This is a genomic window from Microcoleus sp. T2B6 (genome assembly GCF_036700475.1).
In the GTDB taxonomy this organism is placed as follows: domain Bacteria; phylum Cyanobacteriota; class Cyanobacteriia; order Cyanobacteriales; family Microcoleaceae; genus Microcoleus.
Map to the genome: position 1 here is coordinate 3,767 of NZ_JAUBOZ010000102.1, position 23,612 is coordinate 27,378.

Below are 23,612 nucleotides of genomic sequence, written 5' to 3' on the forward strand. Positions count from 1 at the left end.
CTCCCAGATTCATCTGTGGAGTAAATCTAAAATCTAAAATCTAAAATCTAAAATCGACTGACCCGTCAAAAAACGGAGATAAGCCCCCGACTTAATTCGTGGAGAACCAAAATTTTAGATTTTAGACTAAATTTCAATCTCCCAGATTCATCTGTGGAGTAAATCTAAAATCTAAAATCTAAAATCTAAAATCGACTGACCCGTCAAAAAACGGAAATAAGCCCCCGACTTAATTCGTGGAAAATCCAAATTTTAGATTTTAGACTAAAGTTCAATCTCCCAGATTCATCTGTGGAGTAAATCTAAAATCTAAAATCTAAAATCTAAAATCGACTGACGAGGTTTTAGGGTTGGCAGGGGCGGAGGTTGCAGTCGAATGCCAAGCTGGGGTATGTTGAGTGCGATCGCACAAGAATTCAACAAAAGTCTAGGCGCTTTCACTCCTACCTACTTTCGCTCAAAACCAGCCCTCTACCACCACGCAAGCGGAGTTATCAGTTCGTAGTGTTAAGTTGTGTGTTAAGAAATTGGTACGGTGTCAATGAATTTATTCGCGCTCGTTCAAAGGAAGAGTTGTAAGTGTTGAATTTTGAGTATTGATTTCGCAATTGTCAACTCAAATCTCAATATTGCTAACTCGATAAAAGCCTCCTTATTTCTATCTCTCAGATTTATCTGCTGAGCATAACTCATAACTCTGTACGGGCGGGTTTAACTACTTTATCTGTAACAGTTAACAGTGAACAGTCAACAGTTAACAGTGAACGGTCAACAGTTAACAGTTAACTTTCCTTCCACCCTGCACCAACTCACAGCTAATAACTCTTCAAGCTACTACTAATTACAGTCTAAGTCAGAGGCACTATGAGTGCGTAAGTGTCTCTAACTTGCTGCCAGTTTTTTGAGGAAATTGAATGACAAAGCAGATAGTTATAGCAGAGCAGCATCGCATTGCTGCCGTCTTTTCAGAAGATCAAATCCAAGAACTTGTGGTAGCCACAGGCAGCCACCAAGTCAGTGACATTTACTTGGGAATTGTCGAAAATGTACTCCCTGGGATAGATGCGGCATTCGTCAATATTGGCGATCCAGAACGTAACGGGTTTATGCACGTCACAGACCTCGGCCCGCTGCGCCTTAAACGCTCGGCAGGAGCAATTACAGAACTCCTGACCCCCCAGCAGAAAGTGGTGGTACAGGTAATGAAAGAACCGACGGGCAGCAAAGGCCCCCGGCTGACAGGCAACATTACCCTGCCGGGCCGCTATTTGGTACTGATGCCTTACGGCAGGGGAGTCAATCTCTCGCGGCGGATCAAGTCGGAAGCCGAGCGCAACCGCCTCAGAGCCCTGGCTATTTTGGTGAAACCGGCCGGGATGGGGCTGCTGGTACGCACTGAAGCTGAAGGGATGACTGAAGAAGCCATCATGGAAGATTTGGAAGTCCTCCAAAAACAGTGGGAAGCTGTTCAACTCGAAGGCGGTACTTCGCGGGCGCCGGCACTGCTCAACCGGGATGACGATTTTATCCAGCGGGTGCTGCGAGATATGTTCAGCGGTGACGTGAATCGGATTGTGGTGGACTCGCAAAATGGAATTAAGCGGGTGAAGCAGCAGTTGATGAGCTGGAACGGTGGTAAACTTCCTGCGGGAGTTTTGATCGACCACCACCGAGAGCGCGCCTCGATTTTAGAATTTTTCCGGGTTAATGCTGCGATTCGAGAAGCCCTCAGACCAAGGGTTGATTTGCCTTCGGGTGGTTATGTGATTATCGAGCCGACTGAGGCGCTGACGGTGATTGATGTCAACTCTGGCTCGTTTACTCGATCGGCGACGGCTCGGGAAACGGTACTCTGGACAAATTGCGAAGCAGCCACGGAAATTGCTAGACAACTGCGGTTACGCAATATTGCCGGGGTGATTATTGTTGACTTTATTGACATGGAATCCCGCCGCGATCAGTTGCAGGTGCTGGAACATTTCAATAAAGCTCTCAAAGCTGACAAAGCTCGACCACAAATCGCTCAACTGTCGGAATTGGGGCTGGTAGAACTGACTCGCAAGCGCCAAGGTCAAAATATTTACGAGTTGTTCGGCCACAGTTGCCCTACTTGCAGCGGGTTGGGTCATCTGGTGCGCTTGCCAGGGGAAGAAGACTTCGCCGCAGCGGTGCGGGAATCGGCCGATCGCACCGTTGCTACGTCGAACCGCGTTTTGTTGAATTTGCCAGAAGGATTGGAACGTCGCAGCTTGACGCCTGTGGCGGCTGCAACTCCTGCCCCAGTGCGGGAAGAACGCTCCCCCGAACCTGCTCGGGCTGCTTGGGAACCTCAAAGCGAAAGTTTGGATTTTGAGACCGGCAGCAACGCATCGCCTTTGGACTTGCTCAACCATCCCAGCTATCAGGATTTGGGGAACGGAACTAGACGGCGCCGCCGCCGCCGGATTGGCGAAGAGCCTTTTGCTCTCCCGGCGGAGGAGGAACCGGTACGCAGCAAGTTGCGGCTGCCGAATACTTCGAGCGCGCCCGTCGCGGATACGCGCTCTGAGTATCTAGCACCCCCCGGCATCCGGGCGGCTTCGGAGGGCTTCGGGCTGGTGAATATGGCGACTGTTGGCAGGCGCGAGGATTTCGATCGCGTGCGTCCCGCTAAGTCTGAGTTGATGAAGCCGATGGTGGAGCCTCCAGAGGTGATTTCGGTGGAAATGACGGCGGAGGAGCAGGATGTTTATGCTCTGATGGGGGTCTCTCCTTTGGTGCTTACGGATCGCAGTGTGAAAAATCCTAAGAATGCGATCGTTTCGGTGACTCTCCCCGGAGCGGCCCCGAACAAGCCGCCTTTTGAGCAGCTCGAATTTGAATTTGAACCGACGGCGCCTGCACAGAATGCACAGGAACGGGATTATTATCCAGAAAGGTCGGTAGTTGAGCCTGTTTTTTCTGAGGATGATGAGGCCCAAATTTACGGCGAGAGTTCGATCGACCAAACTGATGGTTTTGATCGAATGGAGGAACCCAGCGATGTGATGGGGGAATCCTATGAGCCGATCGAATCCTATGAGCCGATCGAATCCTATGAGCCGATCGAATCCTATGAGCCGATCGAATCCTATGACCCGATCGAATCCTATGACCCGATCGAACTCAATGAGCCGATCGAATCCTATGAGCCGATCGAATCTAATGAGCCGATTGAAGCCAGTCAACCCAGCGAACCCAGCGAACCCGAGGAGCCTGCTATCAACCGTCGCCGCCGCCGCCGCTCGTCAGCCGTTGTGGATGAGTGATATGAAGTCAGAGGGAAGAAGGAAGAAGTCAGAGGGAAGAGGGAAGAAGGAAGAAGTAGAAATTTTTACTCTCTTCCCATCTTTCCATCTTCCCCTTTCCCCCTCTCCCTCGAACACTTTAGTAATTGCGGGTGTGGATGAAGTCGGACGAGGCGCTTTGTTCGGGCCGGTGGTGGCCGCAGCCTGCATTTTGCCCGACGAAGTTCTCGATGAATTAGCAAGTTGCGGGGTGCGAGATAGCAAGCAGTTGAGTGCCGCAGCTCGGAGTCGCTTAGCTGTGAAAATCCGGGCTGTGGCTGTTGACTGTCAAATTGGTGCGGCTTCGGTGCGGGAGATCGATCGCCTCAATATTTTGCAGGCTTCTTTGTTGGCGATGAAACGGGCGATTTTGAAGTTGAATGTGACGCCGGATTTGTGTTTGGTTGATGGGAATCAAAGGATTCCCAATTTGGCGATCGAGCAAGAGACGATGATTAAGGGTGATGCGCGATCGATTCAGATTGCTGCTGCTAGTATTGTGGCGAAAGTTTGGCGCGATGAATTAATAGTACGTTTGGCTGTTAAGTATCCTGAATATGACTTGACAAATAACAAAGGATATGGTACTGCTAAACATAAGTTAGCTTTGGAACGTTGCGGGCGATCGGCTTTTCACCGATTATCATTTAGCCCTTGTCGAAAATCTTAAAATAGCGGTGAAAAACTTAGCTAATTCCAGCGCAATTATTTGACACTCCCCAGCCTGAAGGCGTGGGGATTCTTTGATCTACGAGCCAGTTTGCTGAGGCAGGATTTCTCCAACAACAGTAGAGACTAATTCTCCCAAAGAGTTGCTTGGTTCAAGACCAAAGGTTCCGGTATGCCCTACCGTACCCAATCCTCGACTAAGGATATTTTTAGCTGCGTTTTCGTCACGATCCAAGACACAACCACATTGACAAGCATGAGTTCTTGTAGATAGCGTTTTTTTCACGATTTGACCGCAGCTAGAGCATTCTTGACTGGTGTATTGGGGATTCACCGCAACCGTGATTTTCTCAAACACTTTCCCAAAGTATTCAAGCCAAACACGAAATTGATACCAAGATGCGTCATTAATGGACTTAGCCAGACAATGATTCTTCACCATGTTTTTGATTCTCAAATCTTCGTAGACGACTACATCGTTTGATGAGATTACGCACCTTGCTAATTTCACAGCATGGTCTTTACGTTGTCTACTTATTTTGAGATGGCGTTTACCTAGAATCTGCCGAGCTTTGCCCCTGTTTATTGAACATTTAACTTTCCTGGATACGCGACGCCCATAGCGTTTGAGGACTTTCTCACCTTTTCTTAAAAACCTCGGGTTTTCAACCGTAGTTCCGTTTGAATCGGTGTAATATTCCTTCAATCCCACGTCTAATCCGATCGTAGTACCAGAGGGTTCTGTGTTTTCTTTTCTATCGACATCCACACAGAATTGGACGTACACGCCATCAGCACGTTTGAGCAATCTCACCCTTTTTATTTGGCTAATTTGGTAAAAATGTAGATCGCGTGTGCCTTTTAGTTTTAATCGTCCAATTCCTTTTTTGTCGGTAAAGTTGATTGATTTGAGATCGTCAGCAAGTTTCCATCCAGTGGTTTTGTATTCCACCGAACGGCCATCTCTTTGAAATTGTGGATACCCTTTTTTACCAGGAATATTTTTCTTGCAGTTATCGTAAAATCGGGAAATAGAAGACCATGCCCGTTCTGCGCTAGCTTGTCTTGCCATTGAGTTGAGTTCGTCGGCAAAAGGAAAATCGCGAGCTAGTACGGCGCAGTATTTATTTAAGTCGTTTTTACCCACTTTCTTGTTGTCCATCCAATAACGCAAACAGCTATTGCGGACAAACTTAGCGGTACGAATTGCTTCGCCTACTGCTTTGAACTGATTCGATTTTCCGTATGCCTTGAACTCAAAAACTAACATGACTTCACCTCCCATCTTATACTACACGCTCCAGCATAAAACTTTAGGCTAGTTATTAAAATTTTACAATTAAAGCCGGCCACTGAAGAAGGGGTTTTAAACCCAAATCTTTGATAAAATTTGAAAAACCAAGAATTTCCGCTTAAAAAATTCAGCTAGTACAGGCTGAACAATGTCTATCACCTGTTATATCATTTCCGGTTACACTCATACATGATGTTGACGGTTGACGGTTGACGGTTGACTGTTGACGCCGTGAACAGTGAACAGTGAACAGTGAACAGTGAACAGTGAACTCGGATTTACTATTCCGATGCTAACGGATTTGATATTAGAGAAACGAGCTAAGCAATAGAGCTGTCTTAGTCTATTCCCAAATTTATCATTTTCAGGCTCCGGTAGCATCTATAGAATCTTTATTTAATCTCTTCACCATGACCAAGAATTTCTTGATGGTACTCGCCACGTGATTTATCCGTGGAATCAATCCCAAATCTAAAATCTAAAATCCTCACGCCCCCGAATTTATCCGTGGGGTCAATCCCAAATCTAAAATCTAAAATCTAAAATCGAATGACTGATAATTTGTTAACAATTCCCGGCTATCGCATCATTGAGCAAATCTACAATGGCTCTAGAACACAGGTTTATCGAGGAGTTTCTGAGTCAAACCAAAAAGTAATTATCAAACTGCTATTGAGCGAGTATCCCACTGTTAGCGAACTGGTGCAGTTGCGGAATCAGTACACCATTACCAAAAATCTTGACCTTCCGGGAATTGTCAAACCCATTGCACTCTTAAACTACCGCAATGCTTTTGCTCTGGTAATGGAGGATGTGGGCGGTGTTTCCCTTGCTGAGTATACTGCTAATGCTGAAGCGAAGGATTTGGGCGAGCGCCTATTAAGTAATTCTGAGGTTTCCTCCCCCCATACTTCGCCCCTACCGCTCGATGAATTTATGCCCATCGCGATTCAGATTGTCCAAACCATAGAAGGACTATATCACAACCGAATTATTCACAAAGATATCAAGCCCCAGAATATTATCATTCACCCTCAAACTAAAGAAGTTAAATTAATTGATTTCAGCATTTCCTCTTTTTTACCCAGAGAAAACCAACAAATCCAAAATCCAAACGTCTTAGAAGGAACACTAGCTTATATGTCCCCGGAACAAACCGGAAGGATGAATCGAGGGATTGACTATCGCACGGATTTTTACTCATTAGGAGTCACATTTTACCAACTGCTAACAGGGAAATTACCCTTTAACTCTACCGATCCGATGGAGCTAGTTCACTGCCATATTGCTAAGATGCCAATACCCCCGATCGATCTGATTCCAGCTATCCCGGCAGTGTTGAATAACATCATTATGAAAATGATGGTAAAAACTCCCGAATCGCGCTATCAAAGTGCTTTTGGACTGCGGTACGACTTAGAAAATTGCTGGCAGCAATGGCAAGAGAATGGGAAGATTAGCCAGTTTGCCTTGGCGAATAGGGATATTTGCGATCGCTTCGTCATTCCCGAAAAACTCTACGGTAGAGAAACTGAAATTAAGGCGCTACTAGAAGCATTCGATCGCGTCAGCGAAGGCACTTGTGAAATCATGCTGGTGGCGGGCTTTTCCGGCATTGGTAAAACTGCCGTCGTCAACGAAGTTCACAAACCCATTGTCCGCCAACGGGGTTACTTCATTAAAGGTAAATTCGACCAATTCAAGCGCGATATACCCTTCTGGGCATGGGTGCAAGCATTCCAGAATTTAATCCGACAATTACTTACCGAAAGTGCGGCCGAGGTGCAGAAATTGCAGGTCAAAATATTAGAGGCGTTGGGTGAGAATGCTCGAGTCATTATCGATGTCATCCCCGAATTAGAACGACTAATTGGCAAGCAGCCAGAAGTGCCAGAACTAGAGGGAACTGCCGCTCAAAATCGCTTCAATCTATTATTGCAAAATTTCATCCGAGTCTTAGCAACAAAAGAGCATCCTTTAGTAATTTTTTTGGATGATTTGCAGTGGGCAGACTCAGCTTCATTGAAGCTAATGCAATTGTTGATGAGCGAGACAAATACCCGCTATCTGTTGTTAATGGGAGCGTATCGGGATAATGAAGTTTTTCCAGCACACCCACTGGTCCTGAGCTTGGATGAGATTCGCAAAAACTCGGCAACAGTCAACCAAATTACTTTAGCACCCCTCGAAAAAACTTCCTTGAATTGCCTGATTGCCGATACTCTTTCCTGTCCACCAGAAAGGGCGATTCCTCTGACAGAACTAATTTTTACCAAAACCAAAGGGAATCCTTTTTTTGCTACTCAATTTCTCAATTTTCTTCATAAAGATGGGTTAATTAAGTTTGATTTTACCCCCCCACCCCCCCCTTGGCAAAGGGAAACAAGCGGGGGTTGGCAATGCGATATTTCCCAAGTTAGGACGCTAGCTTTTACCGATGATGTAGTCGAGTTTATGGCGATTCAGTTGCAAAAGTTGCCCAGAGATACCCAGAATGTTCTGAAACTTGCAGCTTGTATTGGCAACCAATTTGACTTAGCAACCCTGGCGATTGTTCATAAAAAATCTCAGAGTGAGACAGCGGCCCATTTGTGGAAAGCGTTGCAAGAAGGATTAGTTATTCCGATTACTGAAGTTTACAAGTTTTTTCAGGACTCGGAATCAGTTGAAGTTGCACAAGCGTCGGAGTTATCGGTTCCCTACAAGTTTTTACATGACCGAGTGCAGCAAGCAGCCTATTTTCTGATTCCCGAATCCCAGAAACAGTCAACCCATCTCGAAATTGGGCAACTGCTATTGAGGAAGGGCGGGCACGGGGGCACCGCCCCTACGGAAGCAGAAATACAAGATAAAGTTTTTGATATTGTCAACCAGTTGAATATGGGGGTGGAGTTAATTGAGTATCAGACTGAGCGAGATCGACTAGCTCAATTAAATTTAATTGCGGGACGTAAAGCTAAAGCTTCAACTGCTTATGCTGCGGCAAATATCTATCTGCAAACAGGGATTGAACTCTTGAGGGCAAACTGCTGGCTTCTTCAGTATGAATTGACCCTGAATCTCTATATTGCTGCCGCTGAAGCTGCCTATTTGAATGCTGACTTTGATGCTATGGAACAGATGGCAGGACTGGTTTTGCAAGAAGCCCAAACAATTTTAGATAGAGTTAAAATTTACGAAATTAAAATTGCCGCTCAGACAGCCCAGAGCAAGGTGTTAGAAACGATCGCCGTAGCAAGAGAGGCACTCTTACAATTGGGGATTGAACTCCCTGCCGAACCTGATGAAGCCTTGATTGGCAAAGCGCTACAAAGTCTTGCCAACCAACTAAGCGGCAGAAAGATTGAGCAACTGGTTGACCTACCTGTGATGACAAATCCACAGACTCAGGCAGCTATGCAACTGTCTGGTATGTTGTTTCCACCCATTTTCCAGGGAATGCCCGGTTTGCTGCCCCTGCTGAGCTCCACGATGGTGAGTTTATCGCTTCAATTTGGGAATGCGCCCGCATCGACGGTGGGGTATGCGATGCACGGGATGGTGTTGTGTGCCTTTTTACAAGAGGTGGAAACGGGCTATGGCTTTGGGCAATTGGCACTTTCATTGCTCGATAGGTTCAATGTACGGGAACTCAAGTCCACAGTTCTACTTTTGTTTGGTGGCTGGATTCAGCATCGCCAAGAATCTCTTTTGGCAACAATACCGACGCTGAAAGATGGCTTTACGGCTGGCATGGAAACTGGCGACTTTGTAGACGCTGGCTACAACATATATATTTATTTTTATACGCATTTATTCGCTGGGGTAGAACTAGACACTTGGGAACCAGAAATAGCAGGTTACAGGGCTGTTATGGCGCAGTTGAAACAATATTCTGCTCAGATTTATTTGGATATGGTTCAGCAGACGGTGCAAAACTTGAGGGAAACCCATATGCGGCCGGATTTGTTAATAGGCTCCGCCTACGATGAAACGGTGATGATTCCCAAGCACTATCAGGATAATGAATTCACGGCGATCGCCTGTGCTTGCATCTTCAAACTGCTGCTTGCTTACTGCTATGGCAATTACACGGCTGCCCTAGACAACATTACCCAAGTCAAACAGTATTTGATGGGAGTATCGGGATCGGTTTTTGTTCCCATTTTCCATTTTTATGCCGCCCTCACCCACCTGGCACTTTTTCCCACACAGCCAGAAACCGAGCAAGCTTCGATTCTTGCCTTAGTGGAAACCCATCAAACCACGCTGCAACAGTGGGCGCAAAATGCTCCGATGAATTATCTGCATAAATGGTATTTAGTGGAAGCAGAACGACATCGAGTTTTAGGTCAAAATATGGAGGCGATGGATTATTACGATCGCGCCATTAAACTCGCTAAAGAAAATCAGTACATTAACGAAGAAGCACTTAGCAATGAGCTGGCAGCCAAATTCTATTTAGCATGGGGAAAAGAAAAAATTGCCCAAGTCTACCTAACTGATGCTTACTACGCCTATGCACGCTGGGGCGCCCAGGCCAAACTTGAGGATTTAGAAAAGCGCTATCTCCAATTACTTGCGCCTATTTTTCACCCTAAAACGAGCTTAAAAAGAGGTCAGACACTTGCCAAAATGATGACGGAAACTGTGGCCAGTACCAGTTCAGGTGTTTCACAAGTTCTGGACTTGGCAACAGTAATCAAAGCATCTCAATCACTTTCAGGAGAAATCAACATCGATAAGTTGCTCTCCACTTTGATGCAAGTGATGATTGAGAATGCGGGAGCAGAAAAAGGAGCTATGATTTTGAGAGAAAGAGATTCTTTCTTCGTCGCGGCTCAATGTGCGATCGGTAAATCGTGCAACCTTCTCTCAACTCCCGTTGTTGACTCTAACGAAATTCCGATCGCGATTATTAACTATGTCTCGCGCACCCAAGAAACTTTGGTAATTAATGATGCGACGACTGAGGCTACCTTTGCTGCTGACTCTTATATCATCCAGCATCACCCCAAGTCGGTTTTGTGTCTGCCGATTCAACATCAAGGAAAGGTGATCGCCATTCTTTACTTAGAAAATACTCTCGTTACAAATGCCTTTACTCCCGATCGGTTGGCAGTCTTAAATATCTTAGCCTCCCAAGCGGCCATCTCCATAGAAAATGCCCAACTCTATGCCAACTTAGAAGCAAAAGTAGAAGAACGCACCCAAGAATTATCGCAAGCTTTAAGCAATCTCGAAGCTACCCAAGAAGGATTGATTCAATCAGAAAAAATGGCAGCTTTAGGACAACTTGTGGCCGGAGTTGCCCACGAAGTTAACACTCCCCTGGGTGCAATTCGCTCGTCGGCAGGAAATGTTTCTAAGTTCTTAAATCAAACTTTAGAACAGTTGCCGGCACTTTTTCAATCTCTCTCCCCAGAAGAAGCACAGAATTTCTTGAGTTTACTTCAGCGTTCCCTCCAACAAGAAGCAAGCTTATCAACCAAAGAAGAACGCAAATTGAAGAGAGCTTTGAGAAGCCAATTGGAAGAATTAGGAATTGACAGTGCCGATACCGTAGCCGATCGCCTAACGATCATGGGCGTTTATAATGAAATTGATACCTTTGTCCCTTTGTTGCAAAGATATGATAGTTTACATCTCCTAGACCTAGCATACAAAATTTCTGAATTAAAAAGAGGTATTGCTACTATCAACACAGCTACAGATAGAGCATCAAAAGTAGTTTTTGCCTTGAAAACTTATGCCCGCTACGAACAGTCTGGCGCAAAAACAGCAGCCAGTATTACAGAAGGTATTGAAACAATCTTAACCCTGTATCAAAATCTCCTCAAACAGGGAGTTGAGGTTATCAAAAACTATGCCGAAATCCCGCCGATACTGTGCTATCCAGACGAACTAAATCAAGTTTGGACGAATTTAATTCACAATGCTTTGCAAGCAATGGGTTATCGAGGCACGTTAACAATTGAGTTAACGGCTCAAGATGATCAGGCTAAGATTAGCATTAGCGACAGCGGCCAGGGGATACCAGAAGAAATAAAAGGAAAAATATTTGACCCGTTTTTTACTACTAAGCCCGCAGGAGAAGGCAGCGGATTAGGACTAGATATTGTGAAGAAGATTGTTGACAAGCATCAGGGAAAAATTGAAGTCGAATCAATTCCGGGCAAAACTACATTTAATGTTTTCCTGCCCATGATCGCTGTATAAGCAGGTCAAGGAGTTCGCAAACGATATAAGGTAGTAAGGGGAGCATCTCACCTTTGCAGCCCTCCGCTAGAAATTGGAGTTTTGAGGCAGGAGGCAGGAGGCAGGAGGCAGAAGGAAAGAGGCAGAAGGAAAGAAGAAGAAGGAAGGAGCCAGAAGAAGGAAGGAGCCAGAAGAAGTATTTTTACAAATATGAGATGCTCCCGTAGTAAGTCGGTCGGATTTTGCTTGGTTCCGCGTAAGCTGCCATCTACCCCATAGAGAGGATTGATTTCAAAAGATAAAACGTTTTGAGGCCCCTAACTCCGATTCAACTGACATCTTGCAGCAATATCAATAAGAGGATTTTTCGTGGGGTCGGGCGGGTTTATAGAACCTATTTGCAAGCTTTAAGGCTGTTGGCGAACCCGCCCCTACGGCTAATTGAGAATGGTGCAATATCTCAGATTCAACAGGAAACAGATGTAAAACAGCAGTACGATGCGTTATGCTCAGCTAAGGTGCTACGCAGATAAGTTGGTTGGTTTCGGCGACTGGGGAGGGGGAGAGGATTTGGCGAGCCGTTGACTTGTGACATCTTAAGATAAGATGGGGCCTACTAATACACTTTACTACTTTGGCTACCTTTGCTACTAATAACAATTAAAAAGGATAAAAAATAGATGTCTAAACCAGTTATTTTGTGCGTTGACGATGAGAGAATGGTATTAGACAGTCTCAGGACGCAGCTAGCAGCAGAATTTGGCAATGCCTACATTTACGAAGCAGCCGAAGATGCTGAGGAGGCTTTAGATGTAATCAGCGAACTTTCTGACGAACACACCCACGTGATTCTGATTATTTCGGATTGGTTAATGCCCGGTATTAAGGGAGATGAGCTACTAATCCGCATTCACAAGGAATACCCGCATGTTATTAAAATTCTGCTGACGGGTCAAGCGGATGAAGTAGCCATTGAAAGAGCAAAAAAACTAGCCAACCTTCATTGTTGCTTATCTAAACCTTGGCTGGAATCCGATTTGCTAGAAACTATTAAATCTGGTTTATCTAAACTATGAGCCAACAGGTAATTATCTGTATTGATGATGAGAAAACTGTACTCAGGAGCCTCAAAGCAGAACTGCAAGAGGCTGTTGGCAATGATTATATAATCGAAATTGCTGAAGGTGGGCAAGAGGCATTAGAGTTAATTGAAGAATTGCTAGAGGAGGGGGATGAAATTCCTTTAATTATTTCCGACCACATTATGCCTGATATGAAGGGAGATGAGCTGTTGAAACAGGCTCATATAATTTCGCCTAAAACTATAAAAATTATGCTGACAGGACAAGCAGATATTGGGGCGATCGCCAATGCTATCAACTCTGCAAACTTATATCGTTATATTACCAAACCTTGGCAATCTGAAGACTTGAAATTGACAATTAGAGAAGCGCTAAATAGTTATCTTCAAGATAAACAACTGACAGAACAAAATGCCCAACTCCAGCAAATAAATCAGGAGTTTGCCGAGTTAAACAGCCAGCAAACCGTACTCATTGCTAAACTACACGAAAATGAAAATCGGTTGACACAGTTTTTGGAAGCAATGCCGATTGGTGTGGGTGTCCTGGATGCGGCCGGAGAACCTTACTACATCAATCGGAAAGCAAAAGAGATATTGGGTAAAGGAGTTGTACCGGATAGCAGTTCCAAGCAATTGTCCGAGGTTTATCAACTCTATCAAGCAGGCACCAATCAAAAGTATCCTACGGAGAATTTGCCCATCGTGCGCGCCTTGAAGGGGGAAAGTGCTAGGGCTGACGATGCAGAAGTTCATCAAGGCGACAAGATTATTCCCCTAGAAATCTTCGCTACTCCCATCTACGATCAACAAGGAAATATTGTTTATGCTATCAACACTTTTCAAGATATCACGGAACGCCAAGAAGCTGAGGCCGAACGCAAAAAGTTCATTGAGGATCTCTTTGAGGTCAATTGCAATTTGGAACTTTCACTGGATGCAGAATTAGAAATTGCGGAGGCGACAAGTCGCTTTGTACCCAATGAGTTTTTAGCTTTTTTGGGATGTGATAGTATTGTTGATATTAAATTGGGAGAAGCGGTGGAGTTGGAAATGTCAGTTTTGTTTTCTGACATCCGCGATTTCACTACTCTCTCGGAAAAGATGACACCGGAAGAGAATTTCAAATTTATCAATTCTTATCTGAGTCGAATGGAACCGCTGATTGTGGAAAATCAGGGGTTTATTGATAAGTATATTGGCGATGCAATTATGGCTTTGTTTAGTGAGGGGGCGGATGATGCTGTGAAAGCCGGAATTGCCATGCTGCATACTCTTGCTGAATACAATCGAGAGCGCGCTTCTTTGGGTTATGTGCCGGTTCAGATTGGGGTGGGAATCAATACTGGTTCTTTGATTTTGGGTATAGTGGGCGGGAAAAGCCGCATGGACGGTACTGTGATTAGCGATGCTGTTAATTTGGCTTCTCGGATTGAAAGTTTGACGAAGAATTACGGGGTGTCGCTGTTAATTACTCAGCAGACTTTCGCTCGCTTGACAAATCCTGCTGATTATGCAATTCGGGTAATTGATAAAGTTCAGGTTAAGGGTAAGTCTGAATGGGTGACTGTTTATGAAGTTTTTGATGCGGATTTGCCGGAAGTTAAAGCGGGGAAGTTAGCGACTCTGCAACTATTTACTGAGGCTTTGTCTTTGTACAATATGAATAATTTTAGGGAAGCTGCGGGACTTTTTGCGGCTTGTTTGGGGCAAAATCCGGGGGATAAGGTGGCTCGAATTTATTGGGAAAGGTGTCAGTAGTTAGTTGACAGTTGACAGTTGACAGTTGACAGTTGACAGTTGACAGTTGACAGTTGACAGTTGTCAGTTGTCAGTTGGTAGTTGTTAGTTGGTGATTTTTAGTAATAACCAAGGACTACTGACTGCTGACTAATGACTAATGACTAATGACTACTGACTGCTGACTAATGATTAATGATTAATGACTACTGACTACTGACTACTGACTACTGACTACTGACTATTGATTAATGACTAATGACTAATAACTGCTGACTACGGTTGTTCGATCGGCAATTCTATGATAAACTCGGCTCCGTGGCCGAGTGCAGAAACGCAAGTCAGTTTGCCACCGTGTTCTTGGACAACTTTGTAGGAAATAGACAAGCCTAAACCGGTGCCTTTGTCGGCGGGTTTGGTGGTAAAAAAAGCCTCGAATAACTGCTGGGAAACTTCTTCTGGCATACCGGGGCCGTTGTCAGAAATCCTAATTACAGCATTGGAGTTTTGGACTTCAGTCCTAATTTTAATCTTGCTGCGGTTAGCTTTGACTTCGGCAACTGAACGCCCTTCGTTGTATTCCTCGATCGCGTCGATCGCATTTCCGATCAAATTCATAAATACCTGATTGACTTTCCCGGCATAACACTCAACCAAAGGCAAATTTCCATAGTCCTTAATTACCGCAATTTCGGGATAGTTGCCTCTGGCTTTCAGGCGACTTTGCAGAATCAGCAACGTTCCTTCAATCCCTTCGTGCAGGTTAACTTTGCTCATTTGAGAATCGTCTTTGCGAGAGAAATTTCTGAGCGATCGCACGATTTCCCGAATGCGATCGGCCCCAACCTGCATCGAAGACATCGCTTTGGGCAAATCTTCTAGCAGAAACTCTAATTCGATATCCTTAATTTTATCTTGAATTGCTGCCGGCGGCTGTGGGCAGTGCTGCTGGTACATATCGATCAAATTCAGCAAATCTTCCGTGTAGTGGCCGACGTGGACGAGATTGCCGCACACGCTGCTAACAGGATTGTTAATTTCGTGAGCAACACCAGCTACCATTTGACCGAGAGTAGACATTTTCTCAGTGTGAATCAATACCGCTTGAGTTTGCTGCAATTCGTGCAAAGTATTTTCGAGTTGAAGTTTTTGTTGGGTTAACTCTGTTTGCGATCGCCGCAAAGCTTCTTCACTGCGTTTCTGCTCGGAAATATCAGTAATTAACCCTTCCAAAGCTATCAATTCTCCAGAGTCGGAAAACACTCCCAAACCTTGCTCCCAAACCCATTTTAATTCGCCATTTTTAGAAGTAATTCGGTAATTTAGCTGATAGGGTCGATTTTCTTGTAAGGCAACTTGCACGGCATTCCACAAATTCTCGCGATCGTCCGGGTGAGTCAAATCCGATATAGAAACTTCCCTAGTGCCGATAAATTCTTCAGGAGAATAGCCGGCTAACTGATAGCAACCTTCGCTGACAAACTCCATACTGCGATCGGCATCGTTGCGAAAACGGTAGGCCATTCCCGGCAAATTGCTCATCAGCGTCGCCAAAGCCCGCTGGCTTTCCCGTAGGGCTTCTTCGGCGTGTTTGCGATCGGTAATATCCGTCATCACCGCCAGCATACAGAGTTCGCCGTCCAAATTAATCAATTCCGCTGACAGCAAACACACCACCAGCGATCCCGACTTCATGCGAAACTCGCACTCCTGATTGCGAACAACACCTTGTTCGTGCAAACTTCGCCTAAAATTAAGTCTGTCTTCAGGCCTTACCCAAATATTTAACCCCGGTACTGTATTCCAGGTCGTTTCTTCTAAACTGTAACCAGTCATCGACAGAAAACTATCATTAACTTCTATAAAACGACCCTCAGCAAAAGTAGTAATAATCATCGGATCTGGACTCGACCGAAAAGCCTTAGAAAACTTTTCTTCCGATAATCTCAACTTTTTAATAGCCTCTTCCAACTGACTTGTCCGCTCTTTAACCCGGCATTCCAATACCTCATTAGCCTGCTTCAGCGCTTCCTCAGCCTGCACCCGATAAGTGATATCGCGCACCACGCCTTGCAGCCCTATTTTGCCGCCGATATCCATAGAAGTTAGCAGCACTTCCGCCGGAAACTCAGAACCATCCAAACGGCAGTGCCGCCAGTCAAAACGGCAATTTCCCGATCGCATAGCCGTATTAATGCGCTGTTGATAAAGACTCATAGAATCTTGTCCGTCCGGTTGCAACGGCGGGCTAAATTCGGCAGGATGCTTGCCGCAAAACTCCGACTCAGCGCTGCATCCAAATAACTTTAAAGTAGCCGGATTGCAATCCAAAAAACCCTCTTCGTCTAGCAGCATTACCGCATCAGTCGTCGATTCGTACAAAGTGCGAAACTTTTTTTCGGACGCCTGCAAAGAAGCAATCAACTGCATTTTTTCCTCAGCCGCCCGCTTTTGCTCAGTAATATCCTGCATTACTTGAGAAAAGCCCTTCAACTTTCCCCTTTCATCGCGCAAAGGAGTAACAATAATATTCGCCCAAAATCGCGATCCGTCTTTGCGAAGCCGCCAGCCTTCATTTTCGTATCTACCTTCGGCCACCGCCCTGATTAATTTTTCTTGGGGCTTGCCGATTTCAATATCTTCTTTCGTGAAAAAACACTCCGCATTATTGCCGACTATTTCATGAGCTCTGTATCCCAAAATGCGTTCTGCACCTGAATTCCAGCTAGCTACATACCCATCAGGATCTAACATGAATATAGCGTAATCCTTAACGCCTTCAATTATTAAGCGCAGGCGTTCTTCGCTTTCTCGAAGTCCCGATTCTGCTTGCTTGCGCTGGGTGATATCTTCTACAAAACCTTCGTAGTAGAGCAATTTACCTGCTTCATCGCAGACAGCCCGCGCATTCTCAGCGATCCAAATTATTGTTCCGTCTCGGCGATAAATCTGCGACTCAAAATCCGATACGATGCCCTGTTCTTGCAAAGCATAAACAAACTGATCGCGGCGATCGGGATTGACGTAAAGCTGATGGCTGATATCAGTCAGACAGCCCATTAATTCCTCGGCGGAATTATATCCGTAGATTCGAGCCAAAGCTGGGTTAGCGCTGATGTAGCGACCGGATTGGGTTGTTTGAAAAATACCAGACACAGCATTTTCAAACATACTATAATATTTTGCTTCCATTTGGTGCAGTGCCTCCGCGACATTCAGGCATTCTATCGCTTTATTTCCTAATTTTTGATTTCCCACTTGTGAATACCCTGCTCTTGTGTGTGAGTTGAATATTTTTGGTTTACAGCCTGTTAATTTTGAGCCGTTATTTAGGCTAAAGATGGTGTTTCGCAGCCGGAGACGAGTGTGTTTATTCATCTGTCCTACGGGGCTGGTAGTTGTTAGTCGTTGCTGCGGAAAGTTTACTTGCTCCGCTATTTAGTTGAGGCATGGCTGGCTGTCACAATCGCCTTGGCAAATAGCTCGGCCTGCGGTGCAGGTGTTCGCTCAAAACCCGCTCCTTGAAATCTCCCTGAATATATTAGCAGTTGAATACCCTGAAATAAGTTAGTAGCAAAGATGTTGTTACAATAAAAGGCAGCTACTTCTACAACCGCCAGAGTCTATTTTTAGGATTTGGGTGAGAGTACGATCGACTCTTACCCGAAGCAACTAACCCGCCTGCAAGAGCTAAATGCTCCTTGTCCTTGCTGTCAGTCGAATGGAGATTTGAGATTTTAGATTAAAGAATTGACTCCACAGATGAATCTGGGACTCTCCTAAAATCTAAAATTTTTTGCTCTTCACAACTCCTGTCGGAAACTTTTATCGGTCTTTGGGTGCTCTGAGTTACTGTTAAGTATTATTGCTGATAAATAATACAGCAGACTGCTGGCAGTTGTACGATCTGGGGTTTGTATGTAAAGTTGGCACAACAATAGGGTAATTGTTGTATCAAAAAATTCATATTCTGCTGCTGCGGGCGGAAAAATTCTGTAGCGGTGCTGGCATTTGGGCAAAAATCTGGGGCCGATCGCGCAAAATGTGGTCGGCAAGTCTGGTAAAATCCCGATCGATTCTCGGTTTGGCCGCAAAGCTCGATCGAGCTAAATTTGACTAGAAACTAATAAATGACAGATTCTCCTCTACTAGCGACGCCAGAGTTATCCCCTGCTTCAACCCAGACGGCGGATTCTCCTGTGTGGCCAGCCCTCCTCCAACAACTATTAGACAGACAATCTCTCTCACGCGCCCAAGCAGCCGACTTGATGCAGGGATGGCTAGCAGAAGCTATTCCCCCCGTCCTCTCAGGAGCAATTTTAGCCGCCATCCAAGCCAAAGGCATCTCTGCCCAAGAATTGGTAGGTATGGCTCAGGTATTGCATTCTCAGTCGCTTGCAGGCGAGTCACAGAGCGTTGTCAATCCCAACTCCTCAATCTCCAATCTCAAATTAATTGATACTTGCGGCACAGGCGGCGACGGCGCTTCCACGTTTAACATTTCCACTGCTGTAGCTTTTGTGGCCGCCGCCGGCAAAGTTCGAGTGGCGAAACACGGAAATCGCTCCGCATCGAGCAAAGTGGGTTCTGCTGACGTGTTGGAAGCACTGGGAGTCAACCTCAACGCCGATCCCGCGAAGGTGAGATCTGCGGTAGACTCTGTGGGCATCACCTTTTTATTTGCCCCTGGGTGGCATCCCGCACTTAAGGCTGTAGCGTCGCTCCGGCGCACTTTGAAGGTGCGGACTGTTTTTAACCTTTTAGGCCCCCTTGTCAATCCTATGCGCCCTACAGGGCAGGTAATCGGGGTGTTCGATCCTAGTCTGGTATCAACTATTGCTCAAGCTTTGGGCGAGTTGGGGACTGAGTTAGCTGTAGTCGTTCACGGCAGAGAAAAATTGGACGAGGCGGGGTTGGGAGATGTGACTGATTTGGCGGTTTTGTCTGATGGCAAAGTCGAACTCACTACTTTAGACCCGGAAAAGGTAGGATTGACACCAAGTGCGATCGGCTCGTTAAAAGGCGGAAATGTTGAGGAAAACGCCGAGATTTTGCGGAACATTTTGCAAGGCAAAGGTACGCCCGCACAAATGGATGTTGTAGCTTTGAATGCCTCTTTGGCTTTTCAGGTGGGAGGTGCAATTCCTATGGGTTCTCACGCAGCAGGAGTTTCTCTGGCTAAGGAGATTTTATTTAGCGGTGAATCTTGGTTGAAGTTGCAACAGTTGATTGAGTTTTTGAAATGAAGGAAGTTGTCAGTTGGGAGTTGGGAGTTGGCAGTTGACAGTTGACAGTTGTTATATCATGTTCGGTCGATTGACCGTGATTCCTGTAGGGCGGGTTCACCAGCAATAGTCGCCAAAAACCGACAATCTCAAAAACCCGCCCCGACTATGTATGATGCGCGATCGATCGGACATGATATTAGTTGTTAGTTGAGCCGAAAGCAGTTGGTAGTTGTTAGGAAAGCAGTTGCTACAAATAACCAGTAATCAATAACAAATAACAACTAACAAATAATAACTAACCACTAACTTCTTTTTAAGACCGCGATCGAAATTCAATGACATCTTGCTTAATAGTCACATCTTTATTACCAAAAAAGTCGTGACCCAACAGTCCGATTTCTAGGGATGGCGAGACAGCGACAACTACATTGTTAACGGCCAGACCACCTGCTTCCATAGAAGTCAGGCGACCGAGGGGAAAAGTAGCCACTCCGTTGGGAGTTTGTGCTTGCACTGTGCCCTGGAGAACAACCCCCAAGGCTTTAGCCATTGCTGGTGTAATTACTGTGCCACTAGCTCCCGAATCTACCATCATCTCGAACTTTTGTTTGCCGTTAAACGTGACTTCTATGACGGGGATATTAGCCTCTCGGCGTTTGATTTTTGCCTGAAACACTCCCGACTTTGCTGCCGCCGAAGTGGTGGGAGTCAATTCTTTAGGGAGAAAACCGCAGACTGATTGGCTGAGGTTGACGGTTCGGCCTGACGAGCTCCGCATGAAGCATCCCTCACTTTCTTGAGCCACTGCTGGCGAGGTGTTGGCAACACTTCCTACTAAAATTGAACTGCTCAGAGAAATAATCCCTGCTAAAACCAGTAAAGGTTGGCGCAGGTTTTGAGGGATGGGTAGAGGCTTTTTTGAGTTTGAGAGTAAAGGCAAGGGAGATTTGCTGGCCATAATTTGATTAAACGCAGTAGCTCGATCGTAACAGCGACAACTGCCTTTTGGTATAGATATAGAATTTTCGCCCGCATCCTAAGCTGCAGGCTGATAAATTGCTGGCGCGGGGGCTGGGTGGTTTCATTCTCAGGACAATCATGGTTTTGTAGGGGTAGTGCGACCCCTACTCCCCGTGCCTACCCCCCCACCGATGATCGAATGGGCGTTTCAGGCATCGGGGATCTTCACGAGGGTTTGCCCCGGAGCGAGAATGAAACAGCCCTGGGCGCGGGGGGAGATGGAGAATTTGCACTTGTTGCTGCTTCTTGATTACCTGTGGCATAAGTGCCTCCGGCATCGGGGCTCCGGCATAAGTGCCTTGCTTTCCCGAACCCTTGCACAAATTAAAATAATATCTGTACATTGCCGACTAGCATCAAATCCCTGGCAGTGGTAAGAATTAAACCAAACGAAAGTAATTAAGGATGCCATGTCACTTTCAACTGCACAACCCGCTCTCCTAGTCCTGGCTGACGGTACTGCTTACCGCGGCTGGTCTTTTGGCGCTGACGCCACCGTCGTTGGCGAGGTAGTATTTAATACTGGAATGACGGGCTATCAAGAAGTATTGACCGATCCCAGCTATTGCGGTCAAATTGTAACTTTTACTTATCCAGAATTGGGCAATACCGGGGTAAATCTTGAAGACGAAGAATCCTCGCGCCCGCAAGTTCGGGGTGCGATCGCCCGGAACGTATGCAGCCGCCCCAGCAACTGGCGCTGCTCGCAATCTCTGCAAGACTACCTGAAACAGTACGATATTCCGGGAATTTACGGGATCGACACCCGCGCCCTGACTCGCAAAATTCGCACGGTGGGAGCGATCAACGGTGGCATTTCGACCACGATTCTCGACCAGGCGGAACTTTTGGAGCTAGTGCAAGATGCCCCCAGCATGGACGGGCTGAATCTGGTGCAGGAAGTCACCACCCGCGAGGTTTACGAGTGGTCTGAAGCCACGGACTCGGTTTGGGAGTTCAGTCCTACAGTCAAACCTGAAGGAGGCCAAATGTGGACGGTGGTAGCGCTAGACTTTGGGATCAAGCGCAACATCCTGCGCCGTCTGGCGAGTTACGGGTGTCGGGTCATCGTTGTCCCCGCTGACACGTCGCCGGAGGAAATCCTCAAATACAACCCGGACGGCATTTTTCTGTCCAACGGCCCCGGAGATCCGGCGGCGGTAACGGAAGGGATCGCGACTGCGAAAGCTTTGTTAAAGTCGGACAAACCCGTATTCGGCATCTGCATGGGACACCAAATTTTGGGACTTTCCTTGGGTGCAGAAACTTTTAAACTGAAGTTCGGCCATCGGGGATTGAATCATCCAGCGGGTTTAACTGAGCAAGTAGAAATTACTAGCCAAAATCATGGTTTTGCGATCGACCCCGATTCCCTAGCCCCCGAAGTAGAGATTACTCATCTCAATTTGAACGATCGCACCGTAGCCGGATTGAAGCATAAAACTCTGCCGCTGTTCTCAGTGCAGTACCACCCAGAAGCCAGTCCGGGCCCGCACGACGCCGATTATTTATTCGATCGATTCGTGCAGTCCATGCGAGACAATCAGAAAGTAGCCAGCAGTAAGTAGTCAGCAGTCAGCAGTCATTAGTCAGTAGTCCTCAGAGGCTGTTTGTGTCGATCGCTTCTGACTAATGACTAATGACTAAAAAACTGTAGACAAAATACCAAAAAACTCCTATAATGAAGCCTCGACTTTAAGCAATATCTAGCTAGGAGGGTGTCATTTCTGAGTCATTGACCCTGACCGTTAGCCTCAGAGGCACTCGCGAAGTCAGGAATAACTGTCAGTTATTTCGCCTGACGGGCCTGCTGGACGCTTTTTCTGAGGCCACTTTTCGGAAGGTAATAAGCAAATGTATTGACGAGGGCCCAAAACACGTAATTTTGGACTTGTCTCAGATAGACTTTGTGGATAGTTCAGGCTTGGGCGCACTTGTGCAGCTTGTCAAAAAAGCCCAAACCTTGGAAGGGACATTGCAAATTGTCTCAAATCCCCGCGTAACTCAGACTGTTAAACTGGTTCGCTTAGAGAAATTTTTGTCTTTGCAGCCTTCGGTTGATGAGGCGGTAAAAAACGTCAAGGATGCTTGACGCCAAAGTGAATTAAATTAGCTATCCGGTTCTCAACGCTGGATAGCAAATTTTTATTTTTGTGCTGGTAAAACAATACCGATTTTCCCAGAAGCTGCGACACGCGCCAGCCACCCTTTCCCGGAGGCTGAGAGTTTAGGTGGAGGGGCAGTAAAATATGTGTGGCAAACACGCGGAAAAATGGTATAAGAAGTAGAGCATCCCGATGATTGTAAAAAGCCTTTTTTAGGAGTGCGATTGTCGCGCCAAGCTTTGCCTATATATATCGTTTCGCGATCTGACAGCGAACACTCCTGGGAAAGCTATAATTGCTGAAGTAGCGAAAGACGCAATAAGTAAGTGACTAGAAAAACCAAGCTGTGCGGAAGTTTTATTTAAAAAAGTATGTCGCCGATCGCAGATGACGGACTCAAACTGAGTCTGACGGATATCAGTTTAAATCGAGTGCATCCTGCGAGGGCTACACCAGCAGAAATAGAAAGAATTTCGCCCGCAGCCTGGGCATATTTGGGAGATGCAGTGTACGAACTCTACATTCGGAGTTCGTACTTAGTCCCACCCAGAAGATTGCAAGCTTATCACGAATTGGTGGTGGGGCAAGTACGAGCCGAAACTCAAGCGCGTCACTTGCGATCGATCTCTCCTTACTTGAACAGTACAGAATTAGCAATTGTCAAGCGCGGCCGCAATGCTGCTGCAGGCCGTTCTAAGCGAGCAGATCCAGAGATATACCAACAAGCCAGCAGCTTAGAAACTTTGATCGGATATTTGTACCTCACCGATCCCGAAAGATTGACCGAGATTCTGGCACTTTTAGAACTTGAGAATGAAATGATTTAGCAGTTAAGAGTTGGGAATGAGGAGGGATTAATTAACCATCCTGGCACGGCCAACATAAAACCGCAAAAATCTCGATCGGCAAAACAAGATTTATCAAAGAAATGGGTTTAAAACCCCGTCGTTCTAGGACGGCTTTAATTCCTTCTGAATTTTCCCGATCGTGTTA

The 23,612-nt window shown here is 46.0% G+C and carries 15 protein-coding genes; 12 read left to right on the forward strand and 3 right to left on the reverse strand.

The window, feature by feature from the left end; translation table 11 throughout:
* The first annotated feature begins 376 nt into the window (after nucleotides 1-376).
* The 3 genes from QUA00_RS29730 (at nucleotide 377) to QUA00_RS29740 (ending at nucleotide 3,975) form a co-directional block, all read left to right on the forward strand.
* Nucleotides 377-505, forward strand: coding sequence for a hypothetical protein (locus QUA00_RS29730; RefSeq protein ID WP_333037241.1), 129 nt, complete (start codon nucleotides 377-379; stop codon nucleotides 503-505).
* A 409-nt stretch (nucleotides 506-914) separates the two neighbouring features.
* A complete protein-coding gene (locus tag QUA00_RS29735) occupies nucleotides 915-3,287 on the forward strand; it encodes an Rne/Rng family ribonuclease (RefSeq protein ID WP_333412102.1) in 2,373 nt (790 codons plus the stop codon).
* 1 nt (nucleotide 3,288) lies between these two features.
* The gene (locus QUA00_RS29740) at nucleotides 3,289-3,975 is read left to right on the forward strand and encodes a ribonuclease HII (RefSeq protein ID WP_333412103.1); all 687 of its coding nucleotides are present in this window, start codon (nucleotides 3,289-3,291) and stop codon (nucleotides 3,973-3,975) included.
* A gap of 78 nt (nucleotides 3,976-4,053) precedes the next feature.
* Here QUA00_RS29740 and QUA00_RS29745 read toward each other — a convergent pair whose 3' ends face one another.
* Nucleotides 4,054-5,244 carry a transposase gene (locus tag QUA00_RS29745; RefSeq protein ID WP_333306313.1) on the reverse strand — a complete coding sequence of 397 codons (1,191 nt, stop codon included), beginning with the start codon at nucleotides 5,242-5,244 and terminating at the stop codon, nucleotides 4,054-4,056.
* 573 nt (nucleotides 5,245-5,817) lie between these two features.
* Here QUA00_RS29745 and QUA00_RS29750 point away from each other — a divergent pair.
* From QUA00_RS29750 to QUA00_RS29765, 4 genes are all read left to right on the forward strand, one after another.
* Entirely contained in the window at nucleotides 5,818-11,466 is a 5,649-nt protein-coding gene (locus QUA00_RS29750; protein ID WP_333412104.1) for an AAA family ATPase, read from the forward strand.
* 53 nt (nucleotides 11,467-11,519) lie between these two features.
* Nucleotides 11,520-11,672 (forward strand): hypothetical protein, encoded by a 153-nt coding sequence (locus QUA00_RS29755; protein WP_333141433.1) that lies wholly within the window; start codon nucleotides 11,520-11,522, stop codon nucleotides 11,670-11,672.
* A gap of 453 nt (nucleotides 11,673-12,125) precedes the next feature.
* The gene (locus tag QUA00_RS29760; protein WP_333141431.1) at nucleotides 12,126-12,521 is read left to right on the forward strand and encodes a response regulator; all 396 of its coding nucleotides are present in this window, start codon (nucleotides 12,126-12,128) and stop codon (nucleotides 12,519-12,521) included.
* A complete protein-coding gene (locus tag QUA00_RS29765; RefSeq protein ID WP_333141430.1) occupies nucleotides 12,518-14,287 on the forward strand; it encodes an adenylate/guanylate cyclase domain-containing protein in 1,770 nt (589 codons plus the stop codon). Before QUA00_RS29760 ends, QUA00_RS29765 begins: the two co-directional genes overlap by 4 nt.
* Nucleotides 14,288-14,542: 255 nt before the next feature.
* Here QUA00_RS29765 and QUA00_RS29770 read toward each other — a convergent pair whose 3' ends face one another.
* Nucleotides 14,543-17,524 carry a PAS domain S-box protein gene (locus tag QUA00_RS29770; RefSeq protein ID WP_333412105.1) on the reverse strand — a complete coding sequence of 994 codons (2,982 nt, stop codon included), beginning with the start codon at nucleotides 17,522-17,524 and terminating at the stop codon, nucleotides 14,543-14,545.
* 691 nt (nucleotides 17,525-18,215) lie between these two features.
* Between QUA00_RS29770 and QUA00_RS29775 the strand changes: the two genes are divergently transcribed.
* Both QUA00_RS29775 and trpD read left to right on the forward strand, forming a co-directional pair.
* Nucleotides 18,216-18,386 carry a hypothetical protein gene (locus QUA00_RS29775; protein WP_333141427.1) on the forward strand — a complete coding sequence of 57 codons (171 nt, stop codon included), beginning with the start codon at nucleotides 18,216-18,218 and terminating at the stop codon, nucleotides 18,384-18,386.
* Nucleotides 18,387-18,396: 10 nt separating this feature from the next.
* Complete coding sequence (trpD, locus tag QUA00_RS29780; protein WP_333412106.1) at nucleotides 18,397-19,512, forward strand: anthranilate phosphoribosyltransferase; 1,116 nt, start codon at nucleotides 18,397-18,399, stop codon at nucleotides 19,510-19,512.
* Between the two features lie 295 nt (nucleotides 19,513-19,807).
* Here trpD and QUA00_RS29785 read toward each other — a convergent pair whose 3' ends face one another.
* Complete coding sequence (locus QUA00_RS29785) at nucleotides 19,808-20,452, reverse strand: retropepsin-like aspartic protease (RefSeq protein ID WP_333412107.1); 645 nt, start codon at nucleotides 20,450-20,452, stop codon at nucleotides 19,808-19,810.
* 472 nt (nucleotides 20,453-20,924) lie between these two features.
* Between QUA00_RS29785 and carA the strand changes: the two genes are divergently transcribed.
* The 3 genes from carA (at nucleotide 20,925) to QUA00_RS29800 (ending at nucleotide 23,446) form a co-directional block, all read left to right on the forward strand.
* Complete coding sequence (gene carA, locus QUA00_RS29790) at nucleotides 20,925-22,082, forward strand: glutamine-hydrolyzing carbamoyl-phosphate synthase small subunit (RefSeq protein WP_333412108.1); 1,158 nt, start codon at nucleotides 20,925-20,927, stop codon at nucleotides 22,080-22,082.
* A 167-nt stretch (nucleotides 22,083-22,249) separates the two neighbouring features.
* Nucleotides 22,250-22,606, forward strand: coding sequence for an STAS domain-containing protein (locus QUA00_RS29795; protein ID WP_015176627.1), 357 nt, complete (start codon nucleotides 22,250-22,252; stop codon nucleotides 22,604-22,606).
* A 384-nt stretch (nucleotides 22,607-22,990) separates the two neighbouring features.
* Nucleotides 22,991-23,446: a ribonuclease III domain-containing protein gene (locus QUA00_RS29800; RefSeq protein WP_333412109.1), complete on the forward strand. Its 456-nt coding sequence runs from the start codon at nucleotides 22,991-22,993 to the stop codon at nucleotides 23,444-23,446.
* The last annotated feature ends 166 nt before the right edge of the window (nucleotides 23,447-23,612 follow it).